Source organism: Pseudomonas sp. LBUM1662 (assembly GCF_059695915.1).
In genome coordinates this window covers 1,923,837-1,949,353 of the sequence record NZ_CP166793.1, presented here as the reverse complement: position 1 = coordinate 1,949,353, position 25,517 = coordinate 1,923,837, and the positions used below count along the sequence as shown (strand labels likewise).

The 25,517-nt window shown below is 59.3% G+C and carries 26 protein-coding genes; 6 read left to right on the top strand and 20 right to left on the bottom strand.

The genetic code is table 11. From position 1 onward, the window contains the following. Positions 1 to 7: 7 nt before the first annotated feature. From ACA049_RS08750 to ACA049_RS08730, 5 genes are all read right to left on the bottom strand, one after another. Positions 8 to 544 carry a C40 family peptidase gene (locus tag ACA049_RS08750; RefSeq protein ID WP_109628654.1) on the bottom strand — a complete coding sequence of 179 codons (537 nt, stop codon included), beginning with the start codon at positions 542 to 544 and terminating at the stop codon, positions 8 to 10. 221 nt (positions 545 to 765) lie between these two features. After that, on the bottom strand, positions 766 to 1,407 hold the full coding sequence (locus tag ACA049_RS08745; protein WP_497334683.1) for a C40 family peptidase: 642 nt from the start codon (positions 1,405 to 1,407) through the stop codon (positions 766 to 768). Positions 1,408 to 1,633: 226 nt separating this feature from the next. Next, the gene (gene hda, locus ACA049_RS08740) at positions 1,634 to 2,338 is read right to left on the bottom strand and encodes a DnaA regulatory inactivator Hda (protein WP_010456804.1); all 705 of its coding nucleotides are present in this window, start codon (positions 2,336 to 2,338) and stop codon (positions 1,634 to 1,636) included. A 230-nt stretch (positions 2,339 to 2,568) separates the two neighbouring features. Continuing rightward, positions 2,569 to 3,642, bottom strand: a complete 1,074-nt coding sequence (locus ACA049_RS08735) for an AI-2E family transporter (RefSeq protein WP_497334681.1) — start codon at positions 3,640 to 3,642, stop codon at positions 2,569 to 2,571. Positions 3,643 to 3,680: 38 nt separating this feature from the next. Beyond that, on the bottom strand, positions 3,681 to 4,742 hold the full coding sequence (locus ACA049_RS08730) for a DUF2066 domain-containing protein (RefSeq protein WP_497334679.1): 1,062 nt from the start codon (positions 4,740 to 4,742) through the stop codon (positions 3,681 to 3,683). A gap of 383 nt (positions 4,743 to 5,125) precedes the next feature. Between ACA049_RS08730 and purM the strand changes: the two genes are divergently transcribed. Genes purM through ACA049_RS08715 form a run of 3 tightly spaced genes read left to right on the top strand, consistent with a single transcriptional unit; the run spans position 5,126 to position 7,556 of the window. Then, a complete protein-coding gene (gene purM, locus ACA049_RS08725) occupies positions 5,126 to 6,184 on the top strand; it encodes a phosphoribosylformylglycinamidine cyclo-ligase (protein ID WP_497334677.1) in 1,059 nt (352 codons plus the stop codon). After that, complete coding sequence (purN, locus tag ACA049_RS08720; RefSeq protein ID WP_077749781.1) at positions 6,184 to 6,834, top strand: phosphoribosylglycinamide formyltransferase; 651 nt, start codon at positions 6,184 to 6,186, stop codon at positions 6,832 to 6,834. Before purM ends, purN begins: the two co-directional genes overlap by 1 nt. 8 nt (positions 6,835 to 6,842) lie before the next feature. After that, a complete protein-coding gene (locus tag ACA049_RS08715; RefSeq protein WP_497334675.1) occupies positions 6,843 to 7,556 on the top strand; it encodes a DUF3108 domain-containing protein in 714 nt (237 codons plus the stop codon). A gap of 63 nt (positions 7,557 to 7,619) precedes the next feature. Here the strand turns inward: ACA049_RS08715 and ACA049_RS08710 are convergent, their stop codons facing one another. The 3 genes from ACA049_RS08710 to ACA049_RS08700 all read right to left on the bottom strand — a co-directional run bounded on the left by ACA049_RS08710 (position 7,620) and on the right by ACA049_RS08700 (position 11,332). Then, positions 7,620 to 8,798, bottom strand: a complete 1,179-nt coding sequence (locus ACA049_RS08710; RefSeq protein WP_438660779.1) for a trans-sulfuration enzyme family protein — start codon at positions 8,796 to 8,798, stop codon at positions 7,620 to 7,622. Continuing rightward, positions 8,795 to 10,171, bottom strand: a complete 1,377-nt coding sequence (locus tag ACA049_RS08705) for a pyridoxal-phosphate dependent enzyme (RefSeq protein ID WP_497334673.1) — start codon at positions 10,169 to 10,171, stop codon at positions 8,795 to 8,797. The genes ACA049_RS08710 and ACA049_RS08705 overlap by 4 nt, the downstream gene beginning before the upstream one ends. Before the next feature lie 147 nt (positions 10,172 to 10,318). After that, the gene (locus ACA049_RS08700) at positions 10,319 to 11,332 is read right to left on the bottom strand and encodes an amidohydrolase family protein (RefSeq protein WP_497334671.1); all 1,014 of its coding nucleotides are present in this window, start codon (positions 11,330 to 11,332) and stop codon (positions 10,319 to 10,321) included. 142 nt (positions 11,333 to 11,474) lie between these two features. Here ACA049_RS08700 and ACA049_RS08695 point away from each other — a divergent pair, with 142 nt between their 5' ends. Next, complete coding sequence (locus ACA049_RS08695) at positions 11,475 to 11,891, top strand: OsmC family protein (RefSeq protein WP_219095619.1); 417 nt, start codon at positions 11,475 to 11,477, stop codon at positions 11,889 to 11,891. A 61-nt stretch (positions 11,892 to 11,952) separates the two neighbouring features. After that, positions 11,953 to 12,813 (top strand): pirin family protein, encoded by an 861-nt coding sequence (locus ACA049_RS08690; protein WP_497334669.1) that lies wholly within the window; start codon positions 11,953 to 11,955, stop codon positions 12,811 to 12,813. 134 nt (positions 12,814 to 12,947) lie between these two features. Here ACA049_RS08690 and ACA049_RS08685 read toward each other — a convergent pair whose 3' ends face one another. The 4 genes from ACA049_RS08685 to ACA049_RS08670 form a co-directional block, all read right to left on the bottom strand. After that, positions 12,948 to 13,676 carry a dienelactone hydrolase family protein gene (locus tag ACA049_RS08685; protein ID WP_497334667.1) on the bottom strand — a complete coding sequence of 243 codons (729 nt, stop codon included), beginning with the start codon at positions 13,674 to 13,676 and terminating at the stop codon, positions 12,948 to 12,950. Positions 13,677 to 13,742: 66 nt separating this feature from the next. After that, positions 13,743 to 15,647, bottom strand: coding sequence for a molecular chaperone HtpG (gene htpG / locus ACA049_RS08680; protein ID WP_497334665.1), 1,905 nt, complete (start codon positions 15,645 to 15,647; stop codon positions 13,743 to 13,745). 81 nt (positions 15,648 to 15,728) lie between these two features. Further along, positions 15,729 to 16,181, bottom strand: a complete 453-nt coding sequence (locus ACA049_RS08675; protein ID WP_497334663.1) for a PaaI family thioesterase — start codon at positions 16,179 to 16,181, stop codon at positions 15,729 to 15,731. Further along, positions 16,178 to 16,654 carry a PaaI family thioesterase gene (locus ACA049_RS08670; protein ID WP_497334661.1) on the bottom strand — a complete coding sequence of 159 codons (477 nt, stop codon included), beginning with the start codon at positions 16,652 to 16,654 and terminating at the stop codon, positions 16,178 to 16,180. Before ACA049_RS08670 ends, ACA049_RS08675 begins: the two co-directional genes overlap by 4 nt. A gap of 157 nt (positions 16,655 to 16,811) precedes the next feature. On the opposite strand from ACA049_RS08670, the gene ACA049_RS08665 reads away from it, so the two are divergent. Continuing rightward, complete coding sequence (locus ACA049_RS08665; protein ID WP_064679026.1) at positions 16,812 to 17,045, top strand: hypothetical protein; 234 nt, start codon at positions 16,812 to 16,814, stop codon at positions 17,043 to 17,045. A gap of 76 nt (positions 17,046 to 17,121) precedes the next feature. Here ACA049_RS08665 and ACA049_RS08660 read toward each other — a convergent pair whose 3' ends face one another. From ACA049_RS08660 to lpdA, 8 genes are all read right to left on the bottom strand, one after another. Next, the gene (locus tag ACA049_RS08660) at positions 17,122 to 17,751 is read right to left on the bottom strand and encodes a hypothetical protein (protein ID WP_497334659.1); all 630 of its coding nucleotides are present in this window, start codon (positions 17,749 to 17,751) and stop codon (positions 17,122 to 17,124) included. A 35-nt stretch (positions 17,752 to 17,786) separates the two neighbouring features. After that, entirely contained in the window at positions 17,787 to 18,659 is an 873-nt protein-coding gene (locus tag ACA049_RS08655) for a hypothetical protein (protein WP_497334657.1), read from the bottom strand. Between the two features lie 79 nt (positions 18,660 to 18,738). Then, entirely contained in the window at positions 18,739 to 19,140 is a 402-nt protein-coding gene (locus ACA049_RS08650; RefSeq protein ID WP_497334655.1) for an MAPEG family protein, read from the bottom strand. Next, positions 19,140 to 19,877, bottom strand: coding sequence for a DUF599 domain-containing protein (locus tag ACA049_RS08645; RefSeq protein WP_461957848.1), 738 nt, complete (start codon positions 19,875 to 19,877; stop codon positions 19,140 to 19,142). Before ACA049_RS08645 ends, ACA049_RS08650 begins: the two co-directional genes overlap by 1 nt. 249 nt (positions 19,878 to 20,126) lie before the next feature. Then, positions 20,127 to 21,440 (bottom strand): branched-chain amino acid transport system II carrier protein, encoded by a 1,314-nt coding sequence (brnQ, locus tag ACA049_RS08640; RefSeq protein WP_008148607.1) that lies wholly within the window; start codon positions 21,438 to 21,440, stop codon positions 20,127 to 20,129. Between the two features lie 363 nt (positions 21,441 to 21,803). Then, a complete protein-coding gene (gene sucD, locus ACA049_RS08635; protein ID WP_008148605.1) occupies positions 21,804 to 22,685 on the bottom strand; it encodes a succinate--CoA ligase subunit alpha in 882 nt (293 codons plus the stop codon). Further along, positions 22,685 to 23,851, bottom strand: coding sequence for an ADP-forming succinate--CoA ligase subunit beta (gene sucC, locus ACA049_RS08630; RefSeq protein ID WP_008148602.1), 1,167 nt, complete (start codon positions 23,849 to 23,851; stop codon positions 22,685 to 22,687). The genes sucD and sucC overlap by 1 nt, the downstream gene beginning before the upstream one ends. A 200-nt stretch (positions 23,852 to 24,051) precedes the next feature. Further along, positions 24,052 to 25,488: a dihydrolipoyl dehydrogenase gene (gene lpdA / locus ACA049_RS08625; RefSeq protein WP_497334653.1), complete on the bottom strand. Its 1,437-nt coding sequence runs from the start codon at positions 25,486 to 25,488 to the stop codon at positions 24,052 to 24,054. Between the last annotated feature and the right edge of the window lie 29 nt (positions 25,489 to 25,517).

Below are 25,517 nucleotides of genomic sequence, written 5' to 3'. Positions count from 1 at the left end.
CAGAACGCTACGGGTTACGCGCCAGGTGCTCAGGCTGCAGAACGCGCTTGGCGCTCAGATATGCCTTCTGCCAGTAAGCCTTGGACAGGCTGTCGAGCTTCACCGTGCCGCCAGTGGCCGGTGCATGGACGAAGCGACCTTCGCCGACGTAAATCCCCGCATGACTGACCTGGGAGCCGCCATTGGTGGCGAAGAAGATCAAGTCACCGGTTTGCAGCCCTTCCTTGCCGACGCTGGCCGCCTGCATGCTGATCATTTCGCGGGTGGTGCGCGGCAGGGAAATACCGGTGACATCACGGTAGACGTAACCGATCAGGCCGCTGCAATCGAAGCCCGAATCCGGCGTGTTGCCACCCCAACGATACGGCGTGCCCACAAGACCAAGCGCGCGGAACAGCACGTCTTCTGCCTCGGGGGAAAAGGGTTGCGGGTTGCCGAAAACAATGGGGGCGCGAACCACCGGCGCGGGCGGCGGTGTGCGACTGGCGCAGGCGCTGAGCAGGGCTGCGAAGAGCATGATGGTGAGGCGGGCCGACATCGTCATAAGCAGAACATCCTGATCTGGCTGCGGCTTTTCCTGCCGGAAAGGCAGAAAAGAAAACCGCCTGCGCAGGACGCAGGCGGTTTGCCATCAATAATAGATCTGGATTCTAGCGGCTATGGGCCAAACTTCAAGTAAGACTTTAAGTTCGCCTTACAAACTGTCCGCCTACTTCGTTGCGAAGAGGCGTTTTGTCGCCACTGACGTGGCGACAGGCTGAAGATTTACTTGCGTGCGGTGACCACGGTCGGGGCCATCGCGAGTGCGCGCTTGGCTTCGATGAAGGTCTTGCTCCAGTAGCTGTCGCCCAGGCTATCGACCCGGACACCACCGCTTTTGCGGCTGCTGGAGTGGATGAACTGGTTGTCACCCAGGTAGATCCCGGCGTGACTGACACGACCGCGACGACCATTGGTGGCGAAGAACAGCAGATCGCCCGGCTTCAGCGCGCTGCGAGCGACCAGCGGAGCATCCACGTTGATCATTTCGCGAGTGGAGCGCGGCAGGTTCATGCCGGCCTCTTCACGAAACAGATAACCGATGAAACCGCTGCAATCGAAGCCAGCCTCGGAGGTGCCGCCGAAACGGTAACGAGTACCGATCAGGGACATGCCACGTTCGAGGATGCTGTCGGCCAGAACCGGAAGCTGGTACGACTTGCCGTCGGCGAAGTTGGCCAGTTCTTTATCGGTGGCCACGCCGTCCTGGTAAAGATCTTCCTGGAAAAGAACGGAAGAGGACTGGGCGGTGACTGAATTTTTAACCTGTTGTTGTTGCTCTTGCTGAGTCACTGGAGAGTGGGCAGCGCAACCGAACAACAGGGTGACGAGTGCGAGAGGCACGAGGGGTGCGAAGCGCTTTAGCATGGGCACGACCGTGGCTGATAGTTCTAAAGAAGCCGAGACTATGCCCGCTATCATCCTCATTTGCAAATTCAATCGAACTTTATGTGACTTCCCGGTTCCGGGTTTACATCTAAGCGCTTAAGCCCGTTCTAAACGCCTGCGCTGCCTGCAACCTGTAGGAAAGCGGATTTTCTGGCGCCTGAAATATGCCAAAACCCGCGCCAGGCTTGGGTTTTATCAGACTTTTTTACCAGCCCAGCGTTTCTTTAAGGAAGGGAATCGTCAGCTTGCGCTGAGCTTGAAGGGAGGCCTGATCGAGACGTTCGAGCAATTCGAACAGCGCACTCATGCTGCGGGTACCGCGGGTCAAAATGAAATGCCCGACCTCATCGGTCAGGTGCAGGCCGCGACGGGAAGCACGCAGTTGCAAGGCGCGCAATTTGTCTTCGTCGGAGAGCGGACGCATCTGGAAGATCAGTGCCAGGGTCAGGCGCGATTTCAGGTCAGCCAGTTTCACCGGCAGCTCACGCGGCGAGGTCGATGCCGCAATCAGCAGACGCCGACCGCTGTCACGCAGACGGTTGAATAGATGGAACAGCGCCTCTTCCCAATCCGCCCGGCCGGCGACCGCCTGCAAATCATCAAGGCAGACCAGTTCGTATTGTTCGAGGTTATCGAGAATGGAGATGCCGCGGTCCAGCAGCTCGGCCAACGGCAGATACACCGCCGGCTCCCCCAGTTGCTCGAAGCGCAGGCAGGCGGCCTGCAACAAGTGCGTGCGCCCTACCCCGTCCTTGCCCCAGAGATAAATCAGGCTTTCGGTCCAGCCGGCGTCGGCTTCGCATAGCCGCTCGACATAGCCGAGTGCAGCGGCATTGGCGCCTGGGTAGTAATTGATAAAGGTAGCGTCATCACGCAGACGCACACCTAGGGGCAGCTGAATCGGTTTCATGCTGACTGAACAGTTCCAAAGGAACCGTTAGTGGCCTCTGTGTAAAGTTTGCGAAGTTTATACCCGTGAGGCGGGTCGCACAATGCGACAGACCACAAGCAAAATCAAAGGTTTGCGTTAACGCCCTGGTTTCATGACAGTTTCTTTGGCGGCGCATGTGACAGCAGCGCGGGGGATACGGGCCAACCTGGCATGACACCAGGCCGCCCGCCACAGGACTTCAACGACGCTTATAGCTCCGGCTCGTCGACACCGCTGTAGATATCCGAATCCTTATACAAATCATGCACATGGCGCACCAGCACCATGATCACCGCCGCCACCGGCAGCGCCAGCAATATGCCGGTAAAACCGAACAGCTCGCCCCCCGCCAGAATGGCGAAGATCACCGCCACCGGGTGCAGGCCGATACGATCGCCCACCAGCAATGGCGTCAGCACCATGCCTTCCAGGGCCTGCCCGACCATGAACACCGCGACGATGCCGATCATGGGATACAGATCGCCACCGAACTGGAACAGGCCGGCAACCAACGCCGCGCCGATGCCGATGACAAAGCCCATGTACGGCACAATGGCTGCCAGGCCTGCGATCAGACCGATCAACAACCCCAGTTCCAGACCCACGAGCATCAAGCCCGCCGCGTAGATCACGCCCAGCGCCAGCATCACCAGCAACTGCCCGCGCACAAATGCCCCGAGTACTTCATGGCATTCACCCGCCAGGGTCATGACGCGTTCTTCGCGATCACGGGGCAGCAGGCTGCGGATCTTGGCCATCATCAGGTCCCAGTCCCGCAGCAGGTAGAAACTGACGACCGGGATCAGCACCAGATTCGCCAGCCAGCCAATCAACGCCAACCCGGAAGCCGTCGCCTGGCTCAGTACCACACCAACGATGTCGGTGGTCTGGCCCATGTGCTCGCTGATCGCTGCCTTGAGCTTGTCGAACTTCCAGAAATTATCCGACAGTCCAAACTTCGACTGCGCCCACGGCAGTGCGGTGTGCTGCAGCCAGTCGAGCATCTGCGGCGCCAATTCATACAAGCGAAACAGCTGCTTGGCGAGCATCGGCACCAATACCAACAGCAATGTCGTGAAGATCAAGGTGAACAACGCGAACACCGCCACCACACCCCAGGTGCGCGACAGGCCGGCTTTCTCCAGCCGATCCACCAGCGGATCGAACAGATAGGCCAGCAGTAACGCGACCAGAAAGGGCGTCAGGATCGGATGCAATAACCAGACAAACACGCAGAGCAGAACCACCCCACCCAACCAGAACCAACGCCGCGTATCGGCCATGTACCACTCCATATGCATCTATATAAAGAAAGAAAACCTTACCAGCGGAATCTCAGCTGCGGCACAGGTGCCGGGGCTGGCGCTACGACGGGCGCCGAACCATCGGCCACCGGCGGCACAGGCGCCGTCGGTGCGGGTGCCTGACCGGCCGGAACCTCTTGCAACTTCGCCAGGGACAGTTGCGAGCGCAACTGCTCGGCGCTGCCATTGACCCGATAGAGAATGCGCTCGCCGTCGACCGTTTGCAGGCGCGCCCCAAAAGGCTCCAGCAAGCGCCCAAGGGTGGCGTAGCGTTCCAGGTTCATGCCCTGCACTTCCAACAATTGTTCGCCCGCAGTTCCCGGCTTGACGACAAACCGTGGTGCCAGACGCTCACTGACGGCCAACATCACTGCATCAGCCACAGCCGCCTGGTCCGCACCCTGTACGCTGCCCGCCTCCTTCTTGTCGCCCAGCCACAAATTCCACTTGGCCTGCCACTGGCCGCCCTCTTCCCGGGCATGCACCGCGAGCAAGCCGTCAGCGTTGTAACGATCCGAGGCACCGCGCAGTGGCGTGGCATCCGCCCCTTCAAGATTCGGTGCCGTAGCGACCAGTTGCTCACTCAGGTCTGCCAGGGGCAGACGCAACGGCAGACCACGGTGTTGTGCCGCGCGACGCAACGGCGCGGCGCTGGCCTGGCCATCCCCCACCAGACTCGAACCCTCGGCAGAATCATTCAACCACCAACTCAGGATCGACGGCCGATTCGCGCCCCACAGAGACAACCCGGCGCGACGCAAGGCCTGCTCGGCACTGGACGGGTCGAAATCGACCTTGAGCACTTCCGGCGGGCCGGCCTCAAAACCGTATTGACTGATGATCTGTTGCGGGTCTTTGCGCAACGCTGCCAACCCCGGGCTTTGTACAGCCTTGGGATCGCCGGTCAGGCGCAACACCAGCGTGTCCAGCGCGCGCTGGGTCGCCTGATCGCGCTCCTCGGCCGACTGACTGCTGACCGGCTCGCGCACTTGATACAGGCCTTTGACGGTTTCGGCATGACCCGCCAGGCTGACCAGTGACAAACAGCCTGCAAATAAAAATCTGGAAAAAAAACGCATGGAAGATTCCTGACGACGAGAGCGGCTGGAACAGACCGCATGAAGATGATCGAGCAAGGCTGTGACCACGTCCCTGCGCAAAACATTCACCACGATCTGACTAAGTTTTCGCACTGTCATAACGATAGACGGTTAATCGCGATACCTTATACAGCCATCACGGCCGCGACCAACACGGGCAATAACGGTTTTTTTCAGTCGATATGCCCCTGCCGTCGGCGTGAGGATGGCCGCTGCCCTTCAAGCCTGATAAAATCGCGCGCCTTCGCAGACCGGCAACAGCCGGGCACCCTGAAATTCGCGGACGGCACTCGCCTTCGTCTGTTTCGGCGGTCCCACTGGACTCGGTCGTTACCCCTGAATCCCCCCTAAAGGCCTGGATCATGAGCAAGCAACCCTCCCTGAGCTACAAGGACGCCGGTGTAGACATCGACGCCGGTGAAGCATTGGTCGAACGCATCAAGAGCGTCGCCAAGCGCACTGCGCGCCCGGAAGTCATGGGCGGCCTGGGCGGTTTCGGCGCCCTCTGCGAAATCCCGGCCGGCTACAAGCAGCCCGTACTGGTTTCCGGCACCGACGGCGTGGGCACCAAGCTGCGCCTGGCACTGAACCTGAACAAGCACGACAGCATCGGCATCGACCTGGTGGCCATGTGCGTGAACGACCTGGTGGTGTGCGGTGCCGAGCCGCTGTTCTTCCTCGACTACTACGCCACCGGCAAGCTCAATGTTGAAACCGCGACCCAGGTCGTGACCGGCATCGGCGCTGGCTGTGAATTGTCCGGCTGCTCCCTGGTCGGCGGCGAAACCGCTGAAATGCCAGGCATGTACGAAGGCGAAGACTACGACCTGGCCGGCTTCTGCGTCGGCGTCGTGGAAAAATCCGAAATCATCGACGGTTCGAAAGTCGCTGCCGGCGATGCCCTGCTCGCCCTGCCGTCTTCCGGCCCGCACTCCAACGGCTACTCGCTGATCCGCAAGATCATCGAAGTGTCCGGTGCCGACATCGAAAACATCCAGCTCGACGGCAAACCGCTGACCGACCTGCTGATGGCCCCGACCCGCATCTACGTGAAGCCGTTGCTCAAGCTGATCAAGGACACCGGCGCTGTCAAAGCCATGGCCCACATCACCGGTGGCGGCCTGCTGGACAACATTCCGCGCGTGCTGCCAAAAGGCGCTCAGGCCGTGGTTGACGTGGCGAGCTGGACCCGCCCTGCCGTGTTCGACTGGCTGCAAGAGAAAGGCAACGTCGACGAAAACGAAATGCACCGCGTGCTGAACTGCGGCGTCGGCATGGTCATCTGCGTCGCTCAAGAGTACGTCGAGACTGCGCTGAACGTGCTGCGTGAAGCCGGCGAGCAGCCTTGGGTCATCGGTCAGATCGCCACCGCTGCCGAAGGCGCAGCTCAGGTAGAACTGAAGAACCTCAAGGCTCATTGATGTCCCAGACCTGTGATGTGGTGGTGCTGTTGTCCGGCACCGGCAGTAACTTGCAGGCCTTGATCGACAGCACGCGGACCGGCGACAGCCCGGTCCGCATCGCCGCGGTGATTTCCAACCGCGCCGACGCTTACGGCCTGCAACGCGCCAGGGACGCGGGTATCGACACCCGCTCCCTGGATCACAAGGCCTTCGAAGGCCGCGAGGCCTTCGATGCCGCGCTGATCGAACTGATCGACGCCTTCAATCCCAAACTCGTGGTACTGGCCGGTTTCATGCGCATTCTCAGCGCTGACTTCGTGCGTCACTACGCGGGTCGCCTGCTCAACATCCATCCCTCGCTGCTGCCCAAATACAAAGGGTTACACACTCATCAGCGCGCGCTGGAAGCCGGCGACACGGAACACGGCTGCTCCGTGCACTTCGTCACCGAGGAACTCGATGGCGGACCACTGGTCGTACAGGCAGTAATACCGGTAGAGTTGCACGATTCGCCGCAGAGTCTGGCGCAGCGGGTCCACGTTCAGGAACACCTGATCTACCCGATGGCCGTACGCTGGTTTGCCGAGGGTCGTTTATCGCTCGGCGAGCAAGGTGCTTTACTGGATGGAAAGTTACTCGCGGCCAGCGGCCACTTGATTCGAAACTAGGAGATTTTATGCGTCGCGCCCTGCTCTTCGCTTGCGCTCTGCTCGCACTGCCTTTTGCGCAGGCTGCAGAACTTCAACCGTTCTCCGCCAGCTACACCGCCGACTGGAAGCAGCTGCCCATGAGTGGCACGGCTGAACGCAGCCTGACCAAGGGCGCCAACGGTGTGTGGAAGCTCAGCTTCAAGGCGTCGATGATGATCGCCAGCCTGACTGAAGAAAGCACCCTGACCCTGGACAAGGACACCTTGCTGCCACAGTCCTACCACTTCGAACGCGGTGGTCTGGGCAAAGCCAAGAAAGCCGACCTGGACTTCGACTGGACCAACAAAATGGTCACCGGCACCGATCGCGGTGACGCGGTCAAGATCCCGCTCAATCGCGGCATGGTCGACAAATCCACCTATCAACTGGCCCTGCAGCACGACGTAGCGGCTGGCAAGAAAAGCATGAGCTATCAGGTCGTCGATGATGGCGAAGTCGATACCTATGACTTCCGCGTGCTGGGTTCGGAGAAAGTCGACACCAAGGCCGGCCAGATCGATGCGATCAAGGTCGAGCGCGTGCGCGACCCGACACAAAGCAAGCGCATCACTGTTCTGTGGTTCGCCAAGGACTGGGACTACCTGCTGGTCCGCCTGCAACAGGTCGAAACCGACGGCAAGGAGTACAACATCATGCTCCTCGACGGCAAGGTCAACGGCAAGACTGTCAAAGGCAACTGATCCAGATCGACACAAGAATCCGGAATCCGACAAGGATTCCGGATTTTTTATGCCTGTTGAAAGCTAAATCCGCGCCAGCGCCTGGGCCAGGTCGGCGCGCAGGTCTTCGACATCCTCGACCCCCACGGACAAACGCACCAGCGCATCGCCGATCCCGAGTTGTGCGCGGGTGTCGGCCGGGATGGTGGCATGGGTCATGATCGCCGGGTGTTCGATCAGGCTTTCGACCCCGCCCAGGCTCTCGGCCAAGGCAAAGATCTGCACACTTTCAAGGAAGCGCCTGGCGCCGGCCAGGTCGCTGTTCAAGTCGAGGGAAATCATCCCGCCGAATCCGCGCATCTGCTGCCGTGCCAATTCGTGCTGCGGGTGCGACGGCAGGCCCGGATAGTAGACGCGCGCCACCTGCGGCTGACGCTCCAGCCATTGCGCCAGCTCCAGCGCGTTGCTGCAATGGCGCTCCATGCGCAGCGCCAGGGTCTTCACGCCACGCAGGGTGAGGAACGCGTCAAACGGCCCGGCGATGGCGCCCACCGCATTCTGCAAAAAGCCCAGACGCTCGGCCAGTTCGGCGTTCTGCCCGACCACCGCGATGCCGCCGATCACGTCGGAGTGGCCGTTCAGGTACTTGGTCGTCGAGTGCACCACGATATCGAAACCCAGCTCCAGCGGACGCTGTATCCACGGACTGGCAAAGGTGTTGTCGGCCACACAGAGGATGCCTCGCTCACGGCAGATGCGCGCAATGGCGGCGAGATCAGAGAGGCGCAGCAAGGGATTGCTCGGCGTCTCGACACAGACCATCCGCGTGTCGTCCTGCAACGCCGCTTCGAAGGCCGACAGATCGGTCAGGTCGACGTAGCTGAAACGGTGCCCGGCACTGCGCTGACGCACCTTGTCGAACAGCCGGAATGTTCCGCCGTACAGGTCGTTGCCGGAGACGATGTGCGCGTTGGCGTCGAGCAACTCCAATACGGTGGAAATCGCCGCCAGCCCGGAGGCGAAGGCGAACGCCCGGGTCCCGCCCTCGAGGTCCGCCACGCAACGCTCCAGCGCGAAACGCGTCGGGTTGTGCGAGCGCCCATAGTCGAGCCCCTTGTGTACGCCGGGGCTCTGCTGCAAGTAGGTGGAGTTGGCATAAATCGGCGGCATCAGCGCCCCGGTCGAAGGGTCCGGCGTCTGTCCGGCATGGATCACACGGGTGCCGAAGGCGCGTGGCGCGCCGGATTCATCGTGCTGACTCATGAAAGGGATCTCCGTAAGTGATTGAGCATGTCGACTCGCGTAATCAAGCCGTGGAAGCCCGAGGCATCGGCGATGATCGCCACCAGCCCACGATCGAGCTCCGCCTGCAGTTCCGCCAGACTGGCGGCCGCCGGCAGGGTTTGCAACTTGTCGGTCATTGCACTGGCCACAGGCATGCGCAAGTGCGAAGCGTCCTGGTGTACGCCCAGCAGAATATCGGACTCGTCGATCACCCCGATCAGCCGTTTTCCGTCCGCCAGCACCGGCAGTTGCGAGACATCCGCCAGGCGCATGCGCTGGAAGGCCGTGAGCAGCGTGTCGTCGGGGCCGACGCTGATCACGCGGCCATCCTCGAAGCGCCGCGCGATCAGGTCGCGCAGATCGCCGTAGCGTTTGTATTGCAGCAGGCCCTGATCGTTCATCCACTGGTCGTTGTAGACCTTCGACAGGTAACGAGTGCCGGTGTCGCAGACGAAGCTGACCACTCGCTTCGGCTCGGTTTGCTCGCGACAGTAGCGCAGCGCCGCCGCCAGCAACGTGCCGGTCGAGGAACCGCCGAGAATGCCTTCGGCGCGCAGCAACTGGCGGGCATGATCGAAGCTTTCCTCGTCGCTGATCGAATAGGCGTGGCGCACGCTGGAAAGGTCGGCAATCGACGGAATGAAATCCTCGCCAATACCCTCCACCGCCCAGGAACCGGCCTTGCCCAGGATGCCGCTGCGGCTGTACTCGGCCATCACCGAGCCGACCGGATCGGCCAGCACCATTTCCAGATTCGGCTGCACGCGCTGGAAGAAACGCGTCAACCCGGTCAGCGTACCGGCCGAACCGACACCGACCACAATGGCGTCCAGATCATGCTGGGTCTGCGCCCAGATTTCCGGCGCGGTGCTGCACTCGTGGGCCAGCGGGTTGGCCGGGTTGTTGAATTGATCGGCGAAGAAGGCATCGGGAATTTCCTGCGCCAGCCGCGCCGCCACGTCCTGATAGTAATCGGGATGGCCCTTGCCGACGTCGGAGCGGGTGATGTGCACCTCGGCGCCCATGGCCTTGAGGTGCAAGACCTTCTCGGTGGACATTTTGTCCGGCACCACCAGCACCACTCGATAGCCTTTGGCACGGCCGACCAGGGCCAGACCGAGGCCGGTATTGCCGGCGGTGGCCTCAACGATAGTGCCGCCGGGTTGCAGACGGCCATCGCGTTCGGCGGCGTCGATCATCGCCAGACCGATGCGATCCTTGATCGATCCGCCGGGGTTCTGTGATTCGAGTTTGAGAAACAGTGTGCACGGGCCGGTGTCGAAGCGGCTGACGCGCACCAGCGGCGTATTGCCGATCAGTTCAAGCACGGCAGGGCGGGAGTCGTTTGGCATGTCGTTACCTCGCTGCGAGAATCCGCACTGGATGGACAGCGACTTGCGGCGAGTCACCGCGTCAGTCGCCAGTAATGCCTCGCTTGGAACATAGGCAGGGATTGCACCATCCGCAACCGTGCGCAGCCAATCGGTCGCCCGGCCGCTTTAACGGTTACGCGGCAGAATCAACAGGAAATTGTCCCGCGCGACTTTCCTCGCCACCGGCTCAGGCAAGGCGTCTAGAAACGGATCGAAGCTGCGCATTTCCTGACCGAGCTTGTTGAAACGTCCCACCACATCAGAGCCGAGCATGAAGCGGTCCGGGAAGCGCTCCACCAGTGTCAGCCAGGCGTCTGAAGGCTTGCCCTGCTCATCCAGCAGGTAAGGCGTCAGCATGCTCCAGGACAGGTCGATGTACAGATTGGGGTAGGCCTCGAGCATGCGGGTCAGGGTCGGCAACAGAAAATCGAGTTGGGTCTGATGCCGATGGACCTCGGCGCTGGTGCCTGCGTGAGCCCAGATGAATCGCGTGTGCGGATGATTACGCAGCGGCTCCTCGACTTCCGACAGGTACAGCGGATTTTTCTCACGCTTGGAGGTGATGTTGGAGTGCAGCATCACCGGCAAGTCGTTCTCGGCCGCGAGGTGATAGATCCGCGTCATCGCTTCGTTGTTGGCCCGTGGCGTATCGCCGGAGGTCAGCGCGGTCAGGTCATCGTGCCGGGTAAACACTTCGCCGATCCCCTGCCACAGCCCCGGATTGAGATCGAGCATGCGCTGGATGTGCGTCGCGGAGTTTTTGTCGTTGGGGTTGAAACCGGCCAGGAACGGGTGAAAGCGCTGGCGCTGTGCAGGCGTCAGCTTGTTGACCGCCGCCGCGACAATCACATCCGTCGCGCTGTACCAATAGGCATCGGCGTCATCACCGGCGTAATAGCGTGGGCGTTTGGGTTCGTCTTCGTGCCATTTCTTTGCCACCGGGATACCGGAAATCATCACATGCTCAATGGCATTGTCGTCCATGGCCTTGAGTAGCTTCGGCATGCCCGCCGTTTCCTGGAAAAAATCCACGTAATGCAGGTGCGCGTCGCTGTAGGCGTATTCGCGTGCGTTGGCGTAAGCACTGGTGGTTAGCGCCAACAAACAGGCAAGGCTTAAACGGAACAAGGGCACGGGCATTCTCCGGGGGCAGGAGAAACGTAGACCTCCGCACACTCGAGGCGGTTCATCCTGTAAGAAAGTGGAACGCGCGTCAGTAGGAATGCTCTATACCTTCAAGGTCTTTTTTGATCGAATGACTTTTTAGCCTGGGAGGCTTCTCATGACCGTTACCGTCAATACCGTTTCCGCCGAAGGTTTTCGCCACAGCGTCCAGATCGATGACCACGAACTCTTTGCCGATGTGCCGACCACGTCTGGCGGCGAAGGCACGGCGCCTGAGCCGCACGATTACTTCGACGCTGCCCTGGGTGCCTGCAAGGCCCTGACGCTGAAGATGTACGCGAAGAAGAAAGACATTCCGCTGACCGGCGTCACGGTCGAAGTCAAACGTGACAACAGCGAAGAGCAGAAAGGCAAATATGCCCTGCACGTCAAACTGACTCTCAAGGGTGTGCTCACCGACGCCCAGCGCGACGAGTTGCACCGCGTGGCCGACCGTTGCCCGGTGCACAAGCTGATGACCAGCACGGAAGTCAGCATCGAAACCCATCTGTCCGAAGGTGCCTTCAGCCAATAGCGGCAAGGGCTGCGCAAGCGGGTTATGCTCCACGCGTCACCCGCTCAGCCTGGAATGCACCATGAACACTCCGCTCGTGATCCGCCCCCGCGCCGAAGATGTCGAGGGCCAGCCGATTCTGCGCCCGCTGCCATCAGCCAAATGCCGCAGCGTCGGGCCTTTCGTATTTTTCGACCACATGCTCGAAACCCGTTATCCGGCGGGAAAAGGCATGAACATCCGTCAGCATCCGCACATTGGCCTGTCCACCCTCACCTATTTGTTCGAAGGAAAAATCCAGCACAAGGACAGCCTGGGCTCCGATCAGGTGGTAGAGGCCGGCGATGTCAGCTGGATGACCGCAGGCAGTGCGATTGCTCACGTCGAGCGCACGCCCGAAGCGTTGAAAGACAGTGGCTTCACGATGCACGGCTTGCAGATCTGGCTGGCATCGCCCAAAGAGCATGAACAGGGCCCAGGCCACTACAGCCATCACCCGGCGGCGACATTGCCGGTCAGCGATAACCTTGGCGTGAAGATCCGGATGATTGCCGGGTCAGGCTTTTGCCTGGAATCGCCGGTGCCGGTGCTTTCTCCTACGTTGTATGCCGAATTGAACCTGCAAACCGCGACCACTTTGCTGATCCCGACCGAGCATGAAGAGCGGGCGTTGTATGTGTTGAGCGGCGAAGCGCAGCTGGATGGCGAGTTGCTGGAACCGCATGCGCTGGTGGTGCTGCCTGCTGGAGAGGAAATGACGTTGTTCGCCGAGAGTGACTGTCATGCGGTGCTGTTTGGCGGGGCCCCGCTGGACGGGCCGCGGCGGATCAACTGGAATTTTGTGGCGAGCGATCCGGCGGCGATCGATGAAGCGCGGCGCCGCTGGGCGGCTGGGGATTGGCCGACGGTGCCGGGGGAAGTTGAGCGAATCGAATTGCCTTAGTTTCTCTATCGCCTGTCAGGCCGCTTTCGCGGGCAAGCCCGCTCCCACAGGGGAATGCATTCCAAATGTGGGAGCGGGCTTGCTCGCGAAGAGGCCGGCACTGACAGCAAAAGTGTCAGCACCGAAAACAGCTATCAGCCGCTAAACACTTCATCCAGCAAGTTGTGCATCGAGGTAAACGCCCGCCCTGCCGTCTTCGCGTCATACATCATCTTGCCCGGAACGTTCGCATGCGGATCGGTGAACGAATGCACCGCGCCGCCGTAGCTCAGCAATTGCCAATCCACGCCCGCAGCATTCATTTCCGCTTCAAACGCCGGCAATTGCTCCTTCGGCACCAACGGATCGGATGCGCCGTGCAGCACCAGCACCGAACCCTGGATGTTTTTCGCATCATTGACGTTCGGCGTATCCAGCGTGCCATGGAAAGACACCGCCGCTTTTAACGGCGCGCCCGTGCGGGCCAGTTCCAGTGCGCAGCAACCGCCAAAACAGAATCCGAAAGTCGCCAGCTTCGAGGTATCAACCGCCGCCTCGCCCTGCCCTTGCAACTGTTCGAACGCTGCCTGCATGCGCTTGCGCAGCAATGCGCGGTCGTTCTTCAGCGGCATCATCGCTGCACCCGCCTCGTCGCCGTTCTGCGGACGTACCGCCTGACCGTACAAGTCCGCGATCAGCACCACATACCCCTTGGCCGCCACCGACTTGGCGATCGCCTCGGCACCGGCACTGACGCCCATCCAGTTCGGCGCCATCAACAGACCGGGGCGCGGGCCTTTCTGGTCGACATCGAACGCCAGTCGGCTTTCATACGACTGGCCATCAATCTGATAAGCGACGGAACGAACAGTGATTTGGCTCATGACTAACTCCCAGTAAAAGACACCAGAATGAAAAAACCCGCCGAAGCGGGTTTTTGTACAACTCAGTTAAACCGACAGTTCAACCAGCAGCTTGTTAAGGCGGCGCACATACGCGGCCGGGTCTTTCAAGCTGTCGCCGGCCGCCAGGGCCGCCTGATCGAAGAGGATGTGCGACAGGTCGCCGAAGCGCTCGTCGCTCTGCTCGTTGTCGAGTTTCTCGATCAGCGGGTGAGCCGGGTTGAATTCGAAGATCGGCTTCGAATCCGGCACCTTCTGACCGCTGGCTTCGAGGATCTGACGCATCTGCATGCCCAGGTCCTGCTCGCCGATGGCCAGAATCGCCGGGGAGTCGGTCAGACGGTGGGAAACACGCACTTCGGCAACGGAGTCGCCCAGCGCGGTTTTCAGACGCTCAACCAGACCTTCTTTGGACTTGGCGACTTCTTCCGCAGCTTTCTTGTCCTCTTCCGAGTCCAGGTTGCCCAGGTCCAGGTCACCGCGTGCCACGTCGACGAAGCTCTTGCCGTCGAAGTCGCTGAGGTAGCTCATCAGCCACTCGTCGATGCGGTCGGTCAGCAGCAGCACTTCGATGCCTTTCTTGCGGAAGACTTCCAGGTGCGGGCTGTTTTTGACTTGCGCGTAGGTTTCGCCGGTCAGGTAGTAAATCTTGTCCTGACCTTCCTTGGCGCGAGCCAGGTATTCAGCCAGACCCACGACTTGCTCGCCTTCTTCGCCCTGAGTAGAGGCGAAACGCAGCAGGCCAGCGATTTTCTCTTTGTTGGCGAAGTCTTCTGCCGGGCCTTCTTTCATGACCTGACCGAAGTTCTTCCAGAAGCCTTTGTATTGCTCAGGCTCGTTCTTCGCCAGTTTTTCCAGCATGTCCAGAACGCGCTTGGTCAGCGCCGACTTCATGGAATCGATAATCGGGTCTTTCTGCAGGATTTCCCGCGACACGTTCAGCGACAGGTCGTTGGAATCGACCACACCTTTGATAAAGCGCAGGTACAGCGGCAGGAACGACTCGGCCTGATCCATGACGAATACGCGCTGTACGTAGAGTTTCAGGCCTTTCGGCGCTTCACGCTGGTACAGGTCGAACGGAGCACGGGTCGGCACGTACAGCAGCGAGCTGTATTCGAGCTTGCCTTCGACCTTGTTGTGGCTCCAGCTCAGCGGATTCTCGAAATCGTGAGCGATGTGTTTGTAGAACTCCTGATATTCCTCGTCCTTGATCTCGGTGCGAGGACGGGTCCACAAGGCGCTGGCGCGGTTGACGGTTTCCCATTCAACGGCCGGCTTCTCTTCGCCTTCAACGGCTGCCACTTCTTTCGGCAGTTCGATCGGCAAAGCGATGTGGTCGGAGTACTTCTTGATGATGTTGCGCAGACGCCAGCCATCGGCGAATTCGTCTTCACCGGACTTCAGGTGCAGGACGATACGGGTGCCGCGCTCGGCTTTCTCGACGGTGGCAACTTCAAAATCGCCTTCACCTTTGGACGACCAATGCACGCCTTCGCTGGCGGCAGCACCGGCACGACGGCTGAACACGTCGACTTTGTCGGCGACGATGAAGGCCGAGTAGAAACCAACACCAAACTGACCGATCAGGTGCGAGTCTTTCTTCTGATCGCCAGACAGATGCTTCATGAAGTCGGCAGTGCCGGATTTGGCGATGGTGCCCAAGTGGGTGATCGCGTCTTCGCGGCTCATGCCGATGCCGTTGTCTTCGAGGGTGACGGTTTTCGCGTCCTTGTCGAAGCTCACACGGATTTTCAGTTCGGCGCCACCTTCCAGCAACTCAGGCTTGGACAGGGCTTCGAAACGTAATTTGTCGACAGCGTCAGAGGCGTTCGAGATCAATTCGCGAAGGAAAATTTCCTTGTTGGAATACAGCGAATGGATCATGAGGTGCAGCAGTTGCTTCACCTCGGTCTGGAAGCCCAGGGTTTCCTTTTGAGTTTCCACACTCATGGTCATCAAACTCCAATCAGATGGCAGTGGCCGCGACCTGAAGGGTCGGCGGCGGGTTGTCATCAGAGTTTGGGGCTGAGTTCAGGATTTCAAGGGCTCTTCAATTTTGAAATGGCCGCGGGCGGTGGCAATCGGTTCGGCTTCGGTGGTCTGCCAGGCCGTAATCGCCACGTTTGCCACGCGTCGGCCCTGGCGGCAGACCTGACATTTGGCCCAGGTATCACGAAACTGCCCGGCTCGCAGGTAATCGAGGGAGAAGTCGATAATCTTCGGCACACCGGGCGAACCGGTAAAAATCAGAAGATGCAGCGCTGCGGACAGCTCCATGAACCCGGCGATCACCCCACCATGTATGGCGGGCAGTAAAGGGTTACCAATGTTGTCCTTGTTGGCCGGCAGACGAAACAGCAGCTCATCCCCGACACGGGAACATTCAACACCGATCAGCTTGGCGTAGGGAAGCAGGTGCAGCAGCGAGGCGTAGTCTCCCTTCTCGTGGGCCTGCTGAAGTTGTTCCTTGAACGTGTCAGTCATTTCGCACCTCCGGCGATCGCGCCACCAAAGCCCTTGGTACCTTTGATGGCTTTGCCCATGCGCATGAACGTGCCAACGACATGAGCGATGGGCTGTTCGGGGTCGTCCTGGTAAGCAAAGCCTCGGGCGAAGATTACGTCGGTGGTCACCCGATAGCATTGGGCGAAACCGTAGACATCCTTGTGAGGCTCGGCGGCGTGCATGTAGTCGATGCGCAAATCGAGGGTCGGGCAGACTTCAAATTCAGGCAGGACACAGAGGGTCGACATGCCGCACGCGGTGTCCATCAAGGACGTCAGCGCCCCACCATGGATCACCCCGGTCTGTGGATTACCGACGATTTGCGGGCTGTACGGCAAGATGACCGTCAGTCCGTCGCTGCTGGCGCTGTGAACGCGCAAACCCAGTACCTGACAGTGCCTCAGCGCCGAAAGAAATCGCGTCGCGCGCTCAAAAACGGGGTTTTTGGACATGTGATAAACACTCTTCTTAGTATTCGGAGATCGTATTAGGCGTATTCGCAAAAGTTCCCGTGGGAATAATCTTATATATCTGAACGAATTGAGGAACTTAACCCTGATGGCTGCGCTCGAAAGGCCAGTAGATATTTTCCATAAGGAGATACACCCCATGCGTAAGACTTTAGCTATTGCCTTGATGTTGACCGCTTCCCTCGGTCTCGCTGCTTGCGATAAAAAATCCGAGGACAAAGCTCAAGATGCTAACCAACATGCTGAGCAAGCTCAGCAAGACATGAACAAAGCTCAGGATAAAGTGAACGACGCTGCGAAAGAAAACGCCGAAGCTGCCAAAGCTCAGGCTGAATCGAACGAAGCGGCAGCAAAAGAAGCACCTAAAAACTAAAACAGTTTTTAGCGTGATAAAGAAAACCCGCCTAGTGCGGGTTTTCTTTTGTCTGTGATTTACTGTTACAGCAACTTTATCCGCCGCTAGTTGGGGGCGGCTGAAAGGCACAATCTCCCGCATAGCCCGGCCGGCCATCACACACGGTCAAACAGCCCACCTCGTTTTTGAACTTGGCGCTGACGGATAATGGATAACCGTATTCCGGCGTTATCACCTTCAATGACGAGGTGCAGGACGTCTGCGTATTGAAGCGAAAGGTGATGGTTTCCCGCCGTTCACGACGCTGAAATAACAACGCGAAGGTGTGGCCGCTGTTCCACTTCGACTTGCTCGGAACCACGAAACGATAGCGTTGTTCGTCCAGCCGCTGGCCAAACACCTTGTACTCGCTACGCCCGGTATCGACCTTGGGCACCGGATAGGGAATCGGCAGTATATAGGGCAGCCCGGTCAGCCCCATGTCGACATCGAGGCCTTTCTGGTAATAAGGCACCTCGATATGAGGGAAGCCGCTGTAAGTAATACGGTCATCTGCATAAAACTGCCCTTGGGACGGCTTGTAATCGGGAGCCAGCGCGAACGCGACATCCAACGTCAGCAACGCCTGGCGCGCGTCCAGGTTTTCGGACAGGAATTCCCTGTTGGTGGCGCCATCCTGACTGACGCAGCCACCCAGCAACACGGCGATACCGATCAGCAGCAAGACGCCACGACCCATTAGTGAGTTTTTCAAAAGGCTTAGCGCTCGGAAAGGGGTAATGCGGGGCCGAGGCCACGACCGACCAACTCCCACGAGCCGTTTTTGGCCTGCCAGTGGAAGCGCGTTGCGAACCAGGCAATCGTCATGTCCTGGGCCAGACGGTTGTTATCTATGCTTGGCTTGCCGTCCTCGTGCGCCTTGACTGCCTGGGCGTATGCGGCCTTGGAAATGTCGTCCAACTCACCAACGTTGGCATCGGCCGGCAACTGATAGGCAGCGTCCAGGCCGTCCTCACGCCCGCCGACCAAAATTTGTCTGGACGTCAGGTACGCCGCCAGCCGATTGTCCGGGGACACCGACATCAGTGCGCCCCAAGGGCTGTAGACCTTGGCCTTGAACCGGGTGTCAAACCACAGCACTTCGCCGGTGCGGGTATCCAGCGCTCGGCCGGATTCCCTGAACAGCAAAACCTCCTCACGCCCTGGTTGCGGCACGCCCCAGTCGGGAGATTTCAGATCGTTGATTGGGCTTAACAGGCGCGACAAGGGCACACCATTTTGCACGCTAATGAGCAGCGTACCGACGCCGCTATAGCCCGAAGTGACCGCCAACAGCATGGGCTGACCTTCGCTCAGCGCCTTGATCGGCCGCACATCATTGACTTCCCAGGCACCGAGGGGCCAGTACTTCTGGGAACGAAAAGTAATAGACAACTGCGGTCCGTAGCCTGGAAGCCGTTCCCTGGATGTCAGCGGGACAACCATGAAATCGCCGAACCGCTTGGCTTCGGGCTTGGGCTCGACAGGCACCACGTATGGCGAGGCCTGCGCTAACGCATTGCCGGCCATCAGGGCCCACACCCACCAGCCGCGCCGGCGGCGTGGTGGCTGACACGTTTGAAATCCGTTCAAGAACTGCCTTCCATGAGAAACCGAAGCCGGACGTTACAACGCCATCACGCGGCTGCGCAATATGCCCCGGCCTTTCGCGCTAGAGCAAAATGGTCCTGAACGTCGGACTAATCATCAGCAGCAAACAACACACTAGTCCGACGACCCACACGAGACTGCGCTGCCAGGCAAGATCAGCCCAATAACACAGTAAATAAATGATTCGGGTAATCACGAAGATGATTGCCAACGAATCGATCAGCCACCCCGCCGTTTGCGTGGTGTGCGCCATCAACACCCCCACCGCAAATAATATGAAAGCCTCGAAGCAATTCTGGTGAGCCGCCACCGCACGGGCACCGAACCCGGTCAGTTGTGCCTGTTGCTGACGCGGCAGGTGATTGTTGTAACCGCCCTGCTCTTTCATCGCCTTGGCCACGGGCATGCGGGCTACGTAAATCAGCAAGGCGCTGATAAACACACACCAGAACGGAATACTCATCAAGCGGCCTCTTTATTGGCTTCGGGCAATGGCGCCTCTGTAGGGGTATAGACCATCACATCGAGAACGTCGGAATGAAACTCCCGGCGATACAGCACCAGCACCACGCCGGCACTCATCAACATGAACAGCCACGGGCTGACGAACCAGGCCAGCATGGTCATGCCGAAGTAGTACGAGCGCAGGCCAAAGTTGAACTGGTTGGCGGCCATGGAGATGACCCGGGCCGCGCGGGCCGCAAAGGCTTTTCGCTCTTGCTCGGACACGTGGCGCTCGCCGATCATTGGCGCCGAGCCAATCAAAATGGCGGCGAAGTTGTACTGGCGCATGCACCAGCTAAAGGTGAAGAACGCGTAGACAAACACCAGCGCCAGGCACAGCAATTTGATCTCGGACATGCCTTGCGACGCCTGTTGCACCATCGGAATATCCGCCAGCAACGACACAGCCCGCTCGGACGCGCCGAGTACGGTGAGAATGCCGGCCAGGATAATCAGCGTGCTGGAGGCGAAGAACGAGGCGTTGCGCTCCAGGTTGCCGACCACGCTGGCGTCGGCGATGCGGTTATCGCGCAGCAGCATTCGGCGCATCCAGTCTTCACGGTACAAGTGCAGCACACTGGCCAGACACGCGGTATCGCGACCCTTCCACGAGGCGTAACGGGTGTAGCCGCCCCAGCAGATGACAAACCAGACGGCGGCGAGGATGTGGATGATGTTGGCGTGGATGAACGACATGCAATTCCCTGTGAGACGTTGGCATTGACCTTGTAGGAGCGAGGCTTGCCCGCGAAGGCGGTGTGTCAGGCGATAAATTTCTCCTGTTACACCGCCTTCGCGGGCAAGCCTCGCTCCTACAGGGTACTGGTTCGACGTTAGCTCAAGGAAAAAGACACTGCACCGCGCGCATAAAAAATGCCCCGTATCGATTGATACGGGGCATTTCTGTTGATGCTCAAGACCCGCTTGTGACGGGCCTTTAGCCGCTTAAGCCAGCGCTTCTTCGCGCTTGCCCAGCAGACGGTCGCACACCACCGCGACCACCAGGGTCATCACCGACGGCACCAGCCATGCCAGGCCTTGCTCGCTCAGCGGCAAGTGGGACAGCTGAGTCGGCATCCAGTCCGCCAGACCCGCGCCCTTGAGCGCATCGATCAGGCCGAAAATGAACGACACCAGCATCACCGGGCCAACGATGCGGCCCTGTTCATGCCAGAAGTCTTTGCAGAAGCTCAGTGCTACCAGCGCGATGCACGGCGGGTAAATCGCGGTCAGCACCGGGATCGAGAACGCAATCAGCTTGGTGAGGCCCAGGTTGGACACAAACAGCGAGAACACGGCCAGGATGATCACCAGCGTCTTGTAGGACAGTGGCAGCACACGGCTGAAATATTCAGCGCAAGCGCAGGTCAGACCGACCGCCGTGACCAGACAGGCCAAGGAGATCAACACCGCAAGGAAACCGCTGCCCAACGAACCGAAGGTGTGCTGGACATAGGCGTGCAACACCGCCGCGCCGTTGGTTGCACCGGCCGCCACTTCATGGCTTCCGGAACCCAGACGGAACAGGCTGACGTACACCAGCGCCAGACCCACACCGGCAATCAGCCCGGCGATGATCGCGTAACGGGTGATCAATACCGGCGACTCGACACCACGGGAGCGGATCGCGTTGACGATGACGATGCCGAACACCAGTGCGCCCAAAGTATCCATGGTCAGGTAACCATTGATGAAACCCTGGGAGAACGGCGCCGCGACATACTCAGGCGTGGCCACGCCGATATCACCGGCCGGCAGTGCGAATGCGGCGATGCCGAGTGCGGCCAGGGCGATGATCTTCAGCGGTGCGAGGAAACGTCCTACGGTATCCAGCAAACGGCCCGGATACAGCGAAATGAAGAACACCAGCAGGAAGTACACCGAACTGTAGAGGAACAGCGCCAGCGGGCTCTCCCCGGTCAGCGGCGCCAGACCCACTTCGAACGACACGGTCGCGGTGCGCGGCGTGGCGAACAGCGGGCCCACGGCGAGGTAGCACGCGGCGGCCAGCAGACCACCTGCAACTTTACCGATCGGGCTGCTCAACGCATCCATCGCGCCGCCGACCTTGGCCAGTGCAACCACCGTGATGACCGGCAGACCGACCGCTGTGATCAAGAAGCCCAGCGCCGCCATCCAGACATTGGGCCCGGACTGCAAACCGACGATGGGCGGGAAGATGATGTTGCCGGCCCCGACAAACAGGGCAAACGTCATAAAACCAAGTGCCAGGATGTCCTGACCTTTCAAAACTTTCATTAAGGAAATACCACACTACTGAATCGGAATTTAGAGAGGGATTTCCCTTGTGGGTGAGGGAAATGCTGTCGGTCCGTATAGGACTGACCCTTTAGCGCGACGCTTCCTTGTGGGACGCAAACGCAAAAATGGCGGCTAGCCTAACGAATTTGCCCGACAAACGCACTGTTAAGGGGCGATCTATCCGATACGCGACATTTCTGTGTCGCGTTTACATATTTAAAGGTCAAAAGATCGCAACCTCGTTGCACTCTGTAGGAGCTGTCGAGTGCAACGAGGCTGCGATCTTTTGATCTTCTCAAAAACGACAAAGGCCACCCGAAGGTGGCCTTTGTTTGGTGAAGCGTCAGTTAAGCGCGAGGCTTACTTGATCGCCCAACCGGTCAGCTCGGACAAAGCCTTGCCGATGTCTGCCAGCGAACGCACGGTTTTAACGCCTGCGTCTTCCAGGGCAGCAAACTTCTCGTCTGCAGTGCCTTTGCCGCCAGAGATGATTGCGCCAGCATGGCCCATGCGCTTGCCCGCAGGGGCAGTCACACCAGCGATGTAGGAAACAACCGGCTTGGTCACGTGTGCCTTGATGTAGGCAGCCGCTTCTTCTTCAGCCGAACCGCCGATCTCACCGATCATTACGATCGCTTCGGTCTTCGGGTCTTCCTGGAACAGCTTCAGGATGTCGATGAAGTTCGAACCCGGGATCGGGTCACCGCCGATGCCGACGCAAGTCGACTGACCGAAACCGGCGTCAGTGGTCTGCTTCACAGCTTCGTAGGTCAGGGTGCCGGAACGGGAAACGATACCGACCTTGCCTGGCAAGTGAATGTGACCTGGCATGATGCCGATCTTGCATTCGCCTGGAGTGATCACGCCTGGGCAGTTAGGACCGATCAGGACTACGCCCAGCTCGTCGCACTTGACCTTGGCATCCAGCATGTCCAGGGTAGGAATGCCTTCGGTGATGCAAACGATCAGCTTGATGCCGCCGAACGCTGCTTCCAGGATGGAGTCCTTGCAGAAAGGAGCTGGAACGTAGATCACGCTGGCGGTGGCGCCAGTGGCAGCTACAGCGTCTTTCACGGTGTTGAACACTGGCAGACCCAGGTGCTCGGTGCCGCCTTTGCCCGGAGTTACGCCGCCAACCATCTTGGTGCCGTATTCGATGGCTTGCTGGGTGTGAAAACTACCTTGCGAACCGGTAATACCCTGGCAGATAACTTTGGTGTCTTTATTGATCAGGACGCTCATTATTTGCCCTCCGCAGCTTTAACGACTTGTTGAGCAGCGTCGGTCAGGCTGGTAGCAGCGATGATGTTCAAACCGCTTTCTGCCAGTACTTTAGCGCCCAGCTCAGCGTTGTTGCCTTCAAGGCGAACAACAACCGGGATTTTCACGCCGACTTCTTTCACAGCGCCGATGATGCCTTCGGCAATCATGTCGCAACGAACGATGCCGCCGAAGATGTTGACCAATACTGCTGCGACGTTAGTGTCGGACAGGATGATCTTGAACGCTTCGGTAACGCGTTCTTTGGTAGCACCGCCGCCCACGTCGAGGAAGTTGGCTGGTTTGCCGCCATGCAGGTTGACGATGTCCATGGTACCCATGGCCAGGCCAGCACCGTTGACCATGCAACCGATGTTGCCTTCCAGTGCTACGTAGTTCAGTTCGAACTTGGCAGCGTGCGCTTCGCGCGGATCGTCTTGCGACGGATCGTGGAAAGTCTTCAGCTTAGGCTGACGGTACATGGCGTTGGCGTCGATGTTGATCTTGGCGTCGAGGCAATGCAGATCGCCGTCAGCCTTGATCACCAGCGGGTTCACTTCCAGCAGAGCCAGGTCGTGATCCTTGAACAGCTTGGCCAGACCTACGAAGATCTTGGCGAACTGAGCAACTTGCTTGCCTTCCAGGCCCAGCTGGAATGCCAGCTCGCGACCCTGGAATGGCTGAGCGCCAACCAGTGGATCGATAGTGGCTTTCAGAATTTTTTCTGGAGTGTCGTGAGCGATTTTCTCGATGTCCACGCCACCTTCGGTGGAAGCCATGAACACGATGCGACGGCTCGAACGGTCAACGACAGCGCCCAGGTACAGCTCTTTAGCGATATCAGTGCACGATTCAACCAGGATCTTGGTGACTGGCTGGCCATTGGCGTCAGTCTGGTAAGTCACCAGACGCTTGCCCAGCCACTGCTGTGCGAAGGCCTTGGCGTCTTCTTTGCTGCGAACCAGCTTAACGCCGCCCGCTTTACCGCGACCACCTGCGTGAACCTGGGCTTTGACAACCCATTCGGTCCCGCCGATTTTGTCGCACGCTTCTGCTGCTGCTTCCGGGGTGTCTACGGCGAAACCCTGGGATACTGGCAGGCCGTATTCAGCGAACAGCTGCTTACCCTGATACTCGTGAAGATTCATGCTTATTACCGTCTTCGTTAGGTACTGCGCATTCGGTGCTGCACTTGTTCAAGTGCCGCACCACCTGTGACTGCTGCTTGCGTAGGTGTTCCGGATAACCGGTGAGACTACGCAAGGCTGCGTCCGGCGGACATTCCGCGGTGAGTCTTGCACGCAAGGCTCACGACGGGCCTTCCGCCGTGGTTTCTTATTGTCTTGTCTTAACGCTTCTTGCGGTTGGCAATGTGGATGGCGCCGCCATTCACAGCCAAAGCGGCTTCGTGCAAGGCTTCAGACAGGGTCGGATGGGAGAAAACCATCATGCCCAGGTCTTCAGCGCTAGTGCCGAATTCCATGCCGATCGCGCCCTGCTGAACCAGTTCTGCAGCGCTCGGGCCAATCACGTGGACGCCCAATACGCGGTCAGTCTTGGCATCGGCGATCACTTTGACGAAACCGCCGGTGTCGTTGGCTGCCATGGCACGGCCACTGGCTGCGAACGGGAAGGTGCCAACGTTAACTTCAACGCCTTCAGCCTTCAAGACCTGCTCGGTTTTGCCGACCCACGCGATTTCCGGGTGAGTATAAATAACAGACGGGATCAGGTCATAGTTGATTTGGGCTTTGTGGCCCTTGATGCGCTCAACCACCATGATGCCTTCTTCGGACGCCTTGTGCGCCAGCATCATGCCGCGAACCACGTCACCGATCGCGTAAACGCCCGGCACGCTGGTGGCGCACTGGTCGTCAACGAATACGAAACCGCGCTCGTCGATGTTCACACCGCTGTCGGCAGCCAACAGTTCGGTGGTCACTGGACGGCGACCAACGGCAACGATCAGCTTGTCGAAGGTGATGTTCTGTTCGCCGTTGGCATCGGTGTAGTTCACAACGACTTCGTCGCCGTTCACTTTGGAACCGGTGACGCGAGCGCCCAGCTTGATGTCCAGACCTTGTTTGGTCAGGGTCTTGAAGGCTTCTTTGGAAACGGCGTCGTCAGCGGCTGGCAGGAACTTCTCCAGCGCTTCCAGGACAACCACTTCCGAACCCAGACGCGACCATACCGAACCCAGTTCCAGACCGATGACGCCAGCGCCGATCACGCCCAGACGCTTAGGTACGGATTGGAATTCCAGTGCGCCGGTCGAATCGACGATCACGTTCTGGTCAACCGGAGCCGGTGGAATGTCGATCGGACGCGAGCCCGAAGCCAGAATCACGTTCTCGGCTTCGATGATTTCAACGGTGCCGTCCGGCTTGGTCAGTTCGACTTTCTTGCCGGCCAGCAGTTTGCCGTGGCCTTGCAGGGAAGTGACGCCGTTCGCCTTGAACAGGGTGGCAACGCCAGAGGTCAGGCCTTTGACGATGTTGGCTTTACGGCCAACCATTGCCGCCACGTCCATGGTCACGCCAGCGTGATTGATACCGTGGATGGCGAAGCCCTCTTTGGCTTCCTTGTATTTCCAGGAGCTGTCCAGCAGCGCCTTGGATGGAATGCAGCCGACGTTCAGGCAAGTACCGCCGAGGGCCAGTTTGCCTTCCTTGTCGGTGTATTTCTCGATGCAGGCAGTGGAGAGGCCCAGTTGCGCTGCTTTAATGGCAGCCACGTAACCGCCAGGGCCCGCGCCAATCACTACCACGTCGAATTTCTGAGTCATGTGTCATTCCTTCTCGAATCAAACCGGAC

What these genes read in the sequence shown, in the direction of transcription:
- lpdA (WP_497334653.1), bottom strand. Translation starts at nt 25,488, where the DNA reads ATGACTCAGAAATTCGACGTGGTAGTGATTGGCGCGGGCCCTGGCGGT.
- ACA049_RS08665 (WP_064679026.1), top strand. Translation starts at nt 16,812, where the DNA reads ATGCGTAAGACTTTAGCTATTGCCTTGATGTTGACCGCTTCCCTCGGT.
- purN (WP_077749781.1), top strand. Translation starts at nt 6,184, where the DNA reads ATGTCCCAGACCTGTGATGTGGTGGTGCTGTTGTCCGGCACCGGCAGT.
- ACA049_RS08700 (WP_497334671.1), bottom strand. Translation starts at nt 11,332, where the DNA reads ATGCCCGTGCCCTTGTTCCGTTTAAGCCTTGCCTGTTTGTTGGCGCTA.
- ACA049_RS08695 (WP_219095619.1), top strand. Translation starts at nt 11,475, where the DNA reads ATGACCGTTACCGTCAATACCGTTTCCGCCGAAGGTTTTCGCCACAGC.
- ACA049_RS08670 (WP_497334661.1), bottom strand. Translation starts at nt 16,654, where the DNA reads ATGTCCAAAAACCCCGTTTTTGAGCGCGCGACGCGATTTCTTTCGGCG.
- ACA049_RS08645 (WP_461957848.1), bottom strand. Translation starts at nt 19,877, where the DNA reads ATGTCGTTCATCCACGCCAACATCATCCACATCCTCGCCGCCGTCTGG.
- purM (WP_497334677.1), top strand. Translation starts at nt 5,126, where the DNA reads ATGAGCAAGCAACCCTCCCTGAGCTACAAGGACGCCGGTGTAGACATC.
- ACA049_RS08715 (WP_497334675.1), top strand. Translation starts at nt 6,843, where the DNA reads ATGCGTCGCGCCCTGCTCTTCGCTTGCGCTCTGCTCGCACTGCCTTTT.
- ACA049_RS08690 (WP_497334669.1), top strand. Translation starts at nt 11,953, where the DNA reads ATGAACACTCCGCTCGTGATCCGCCCCCGCGCCGAAGATGTCGAGGGC.
- sucD (WP_008148605.1), bottom strand. Translation starts at nt 22,685, where the DNA reads ATGAGCGTCCTGATCAATAAAGACACCAAAGTTATCTGCCAGGGTATT.
- htpG (WP_497334665.1), bottom strand. Translation starts at nt 15,647, where the DNA reads ATGAGTGTGGAAACTCAAAAGGAAACCCTGGGCTTCCAGACCGAGGTG.
- ACA049_RS08750 (WP_109628654.1), bottom strand. Translation starts at nt 544, where the DNA reads ATGACGATGTCGGCCCGCCTCACCATCATGCTCTTCGCAGCCCTGCTC.
- brnQ (WP_008148607.1), bottom strand. Translation starts at nt 21,440, where the DNA reads ATGAAAGTTTTGAAAGGTCAGGACATCCTGGCACTTGGTTTTATGACG.
- ACA049_RS08730 (WP_497334679.1), bottom strand. Translation starts at nt 4,742, where the DNA reads ATGCGTTTTTTTTCCAGATTTTTATTTGCAGGCTGTTTGTCACTGGTC.
- ACA049_RS08675 (WP_497334663.1), bottom strand. Translation starts at nt 16,181, where the DNA reads ATGACTGACACGTTCAAGGAACAACTTCAGCAGGCCCACGAGAAGGGA.
- hda (WP_010456804.1), bottom strand. Translation starts at nt 2,338, where the DNA reads ATGAAACCGATTCAGCTGCCCCTAGGTGTGCGTCTGCGTGATGACGCT.
- ACA049_RS08705 (WP_497334673.1), bottom strand. Translation starts at nt 10,171, where the DNA reads ATGCCAAACGACTCCCGCCCTGCCGTGCTTGAACTGATCGGCAATACG.
- ACA049_RS08745 (WP_497334683.1), bottom strand. Translation starts at nt 1,407, where the DNA reads ATGCTAAAGCGCTTCGCACCCCTCGTGCCTCTCGCACTCGTCACCCTG.
- sucC (WP_008148602.1), bottom strand. Translation starts at nt 23,851, where the DNA reads ATGAATCTTCACGAGTATCAGGGTAAGCAGCTGTTCGCTGAATACGGC.
- ACA049_RS08685 (WP_497334667.1), bottom strand. Translation starts at nt 13,676, where the DNA reads ATGAGCCAAATCACTGTTCGTTCCGTCGCTTATCAGATTGATGGCCAG.
- ACA049_RS08735 (WP_497334681.1), bottom strand. Translation starts at nt 3,642, where the DNA reads ATGGCCGATACGCGGCGTTGGTTCTGGTTGGGTGGGGTGGTTCTGCTC.
- ACA049_RS08710 (WP_438660779.1), bottom strand. Translation starts at nt 8,798, where the DNA reads ATGAGTCAGCACGATGAATCCGGCGCGCCACGCGCCTTCGGCACCCGT.
- ACA049_RS08650 (WP_497334655.1), bottom strand. Translation starts at nt 19,140, where the DNA reads ATGAGTATTCCGTTCTGGTGTGTGTTTATCAGCGCCTTGCTGATTTAC.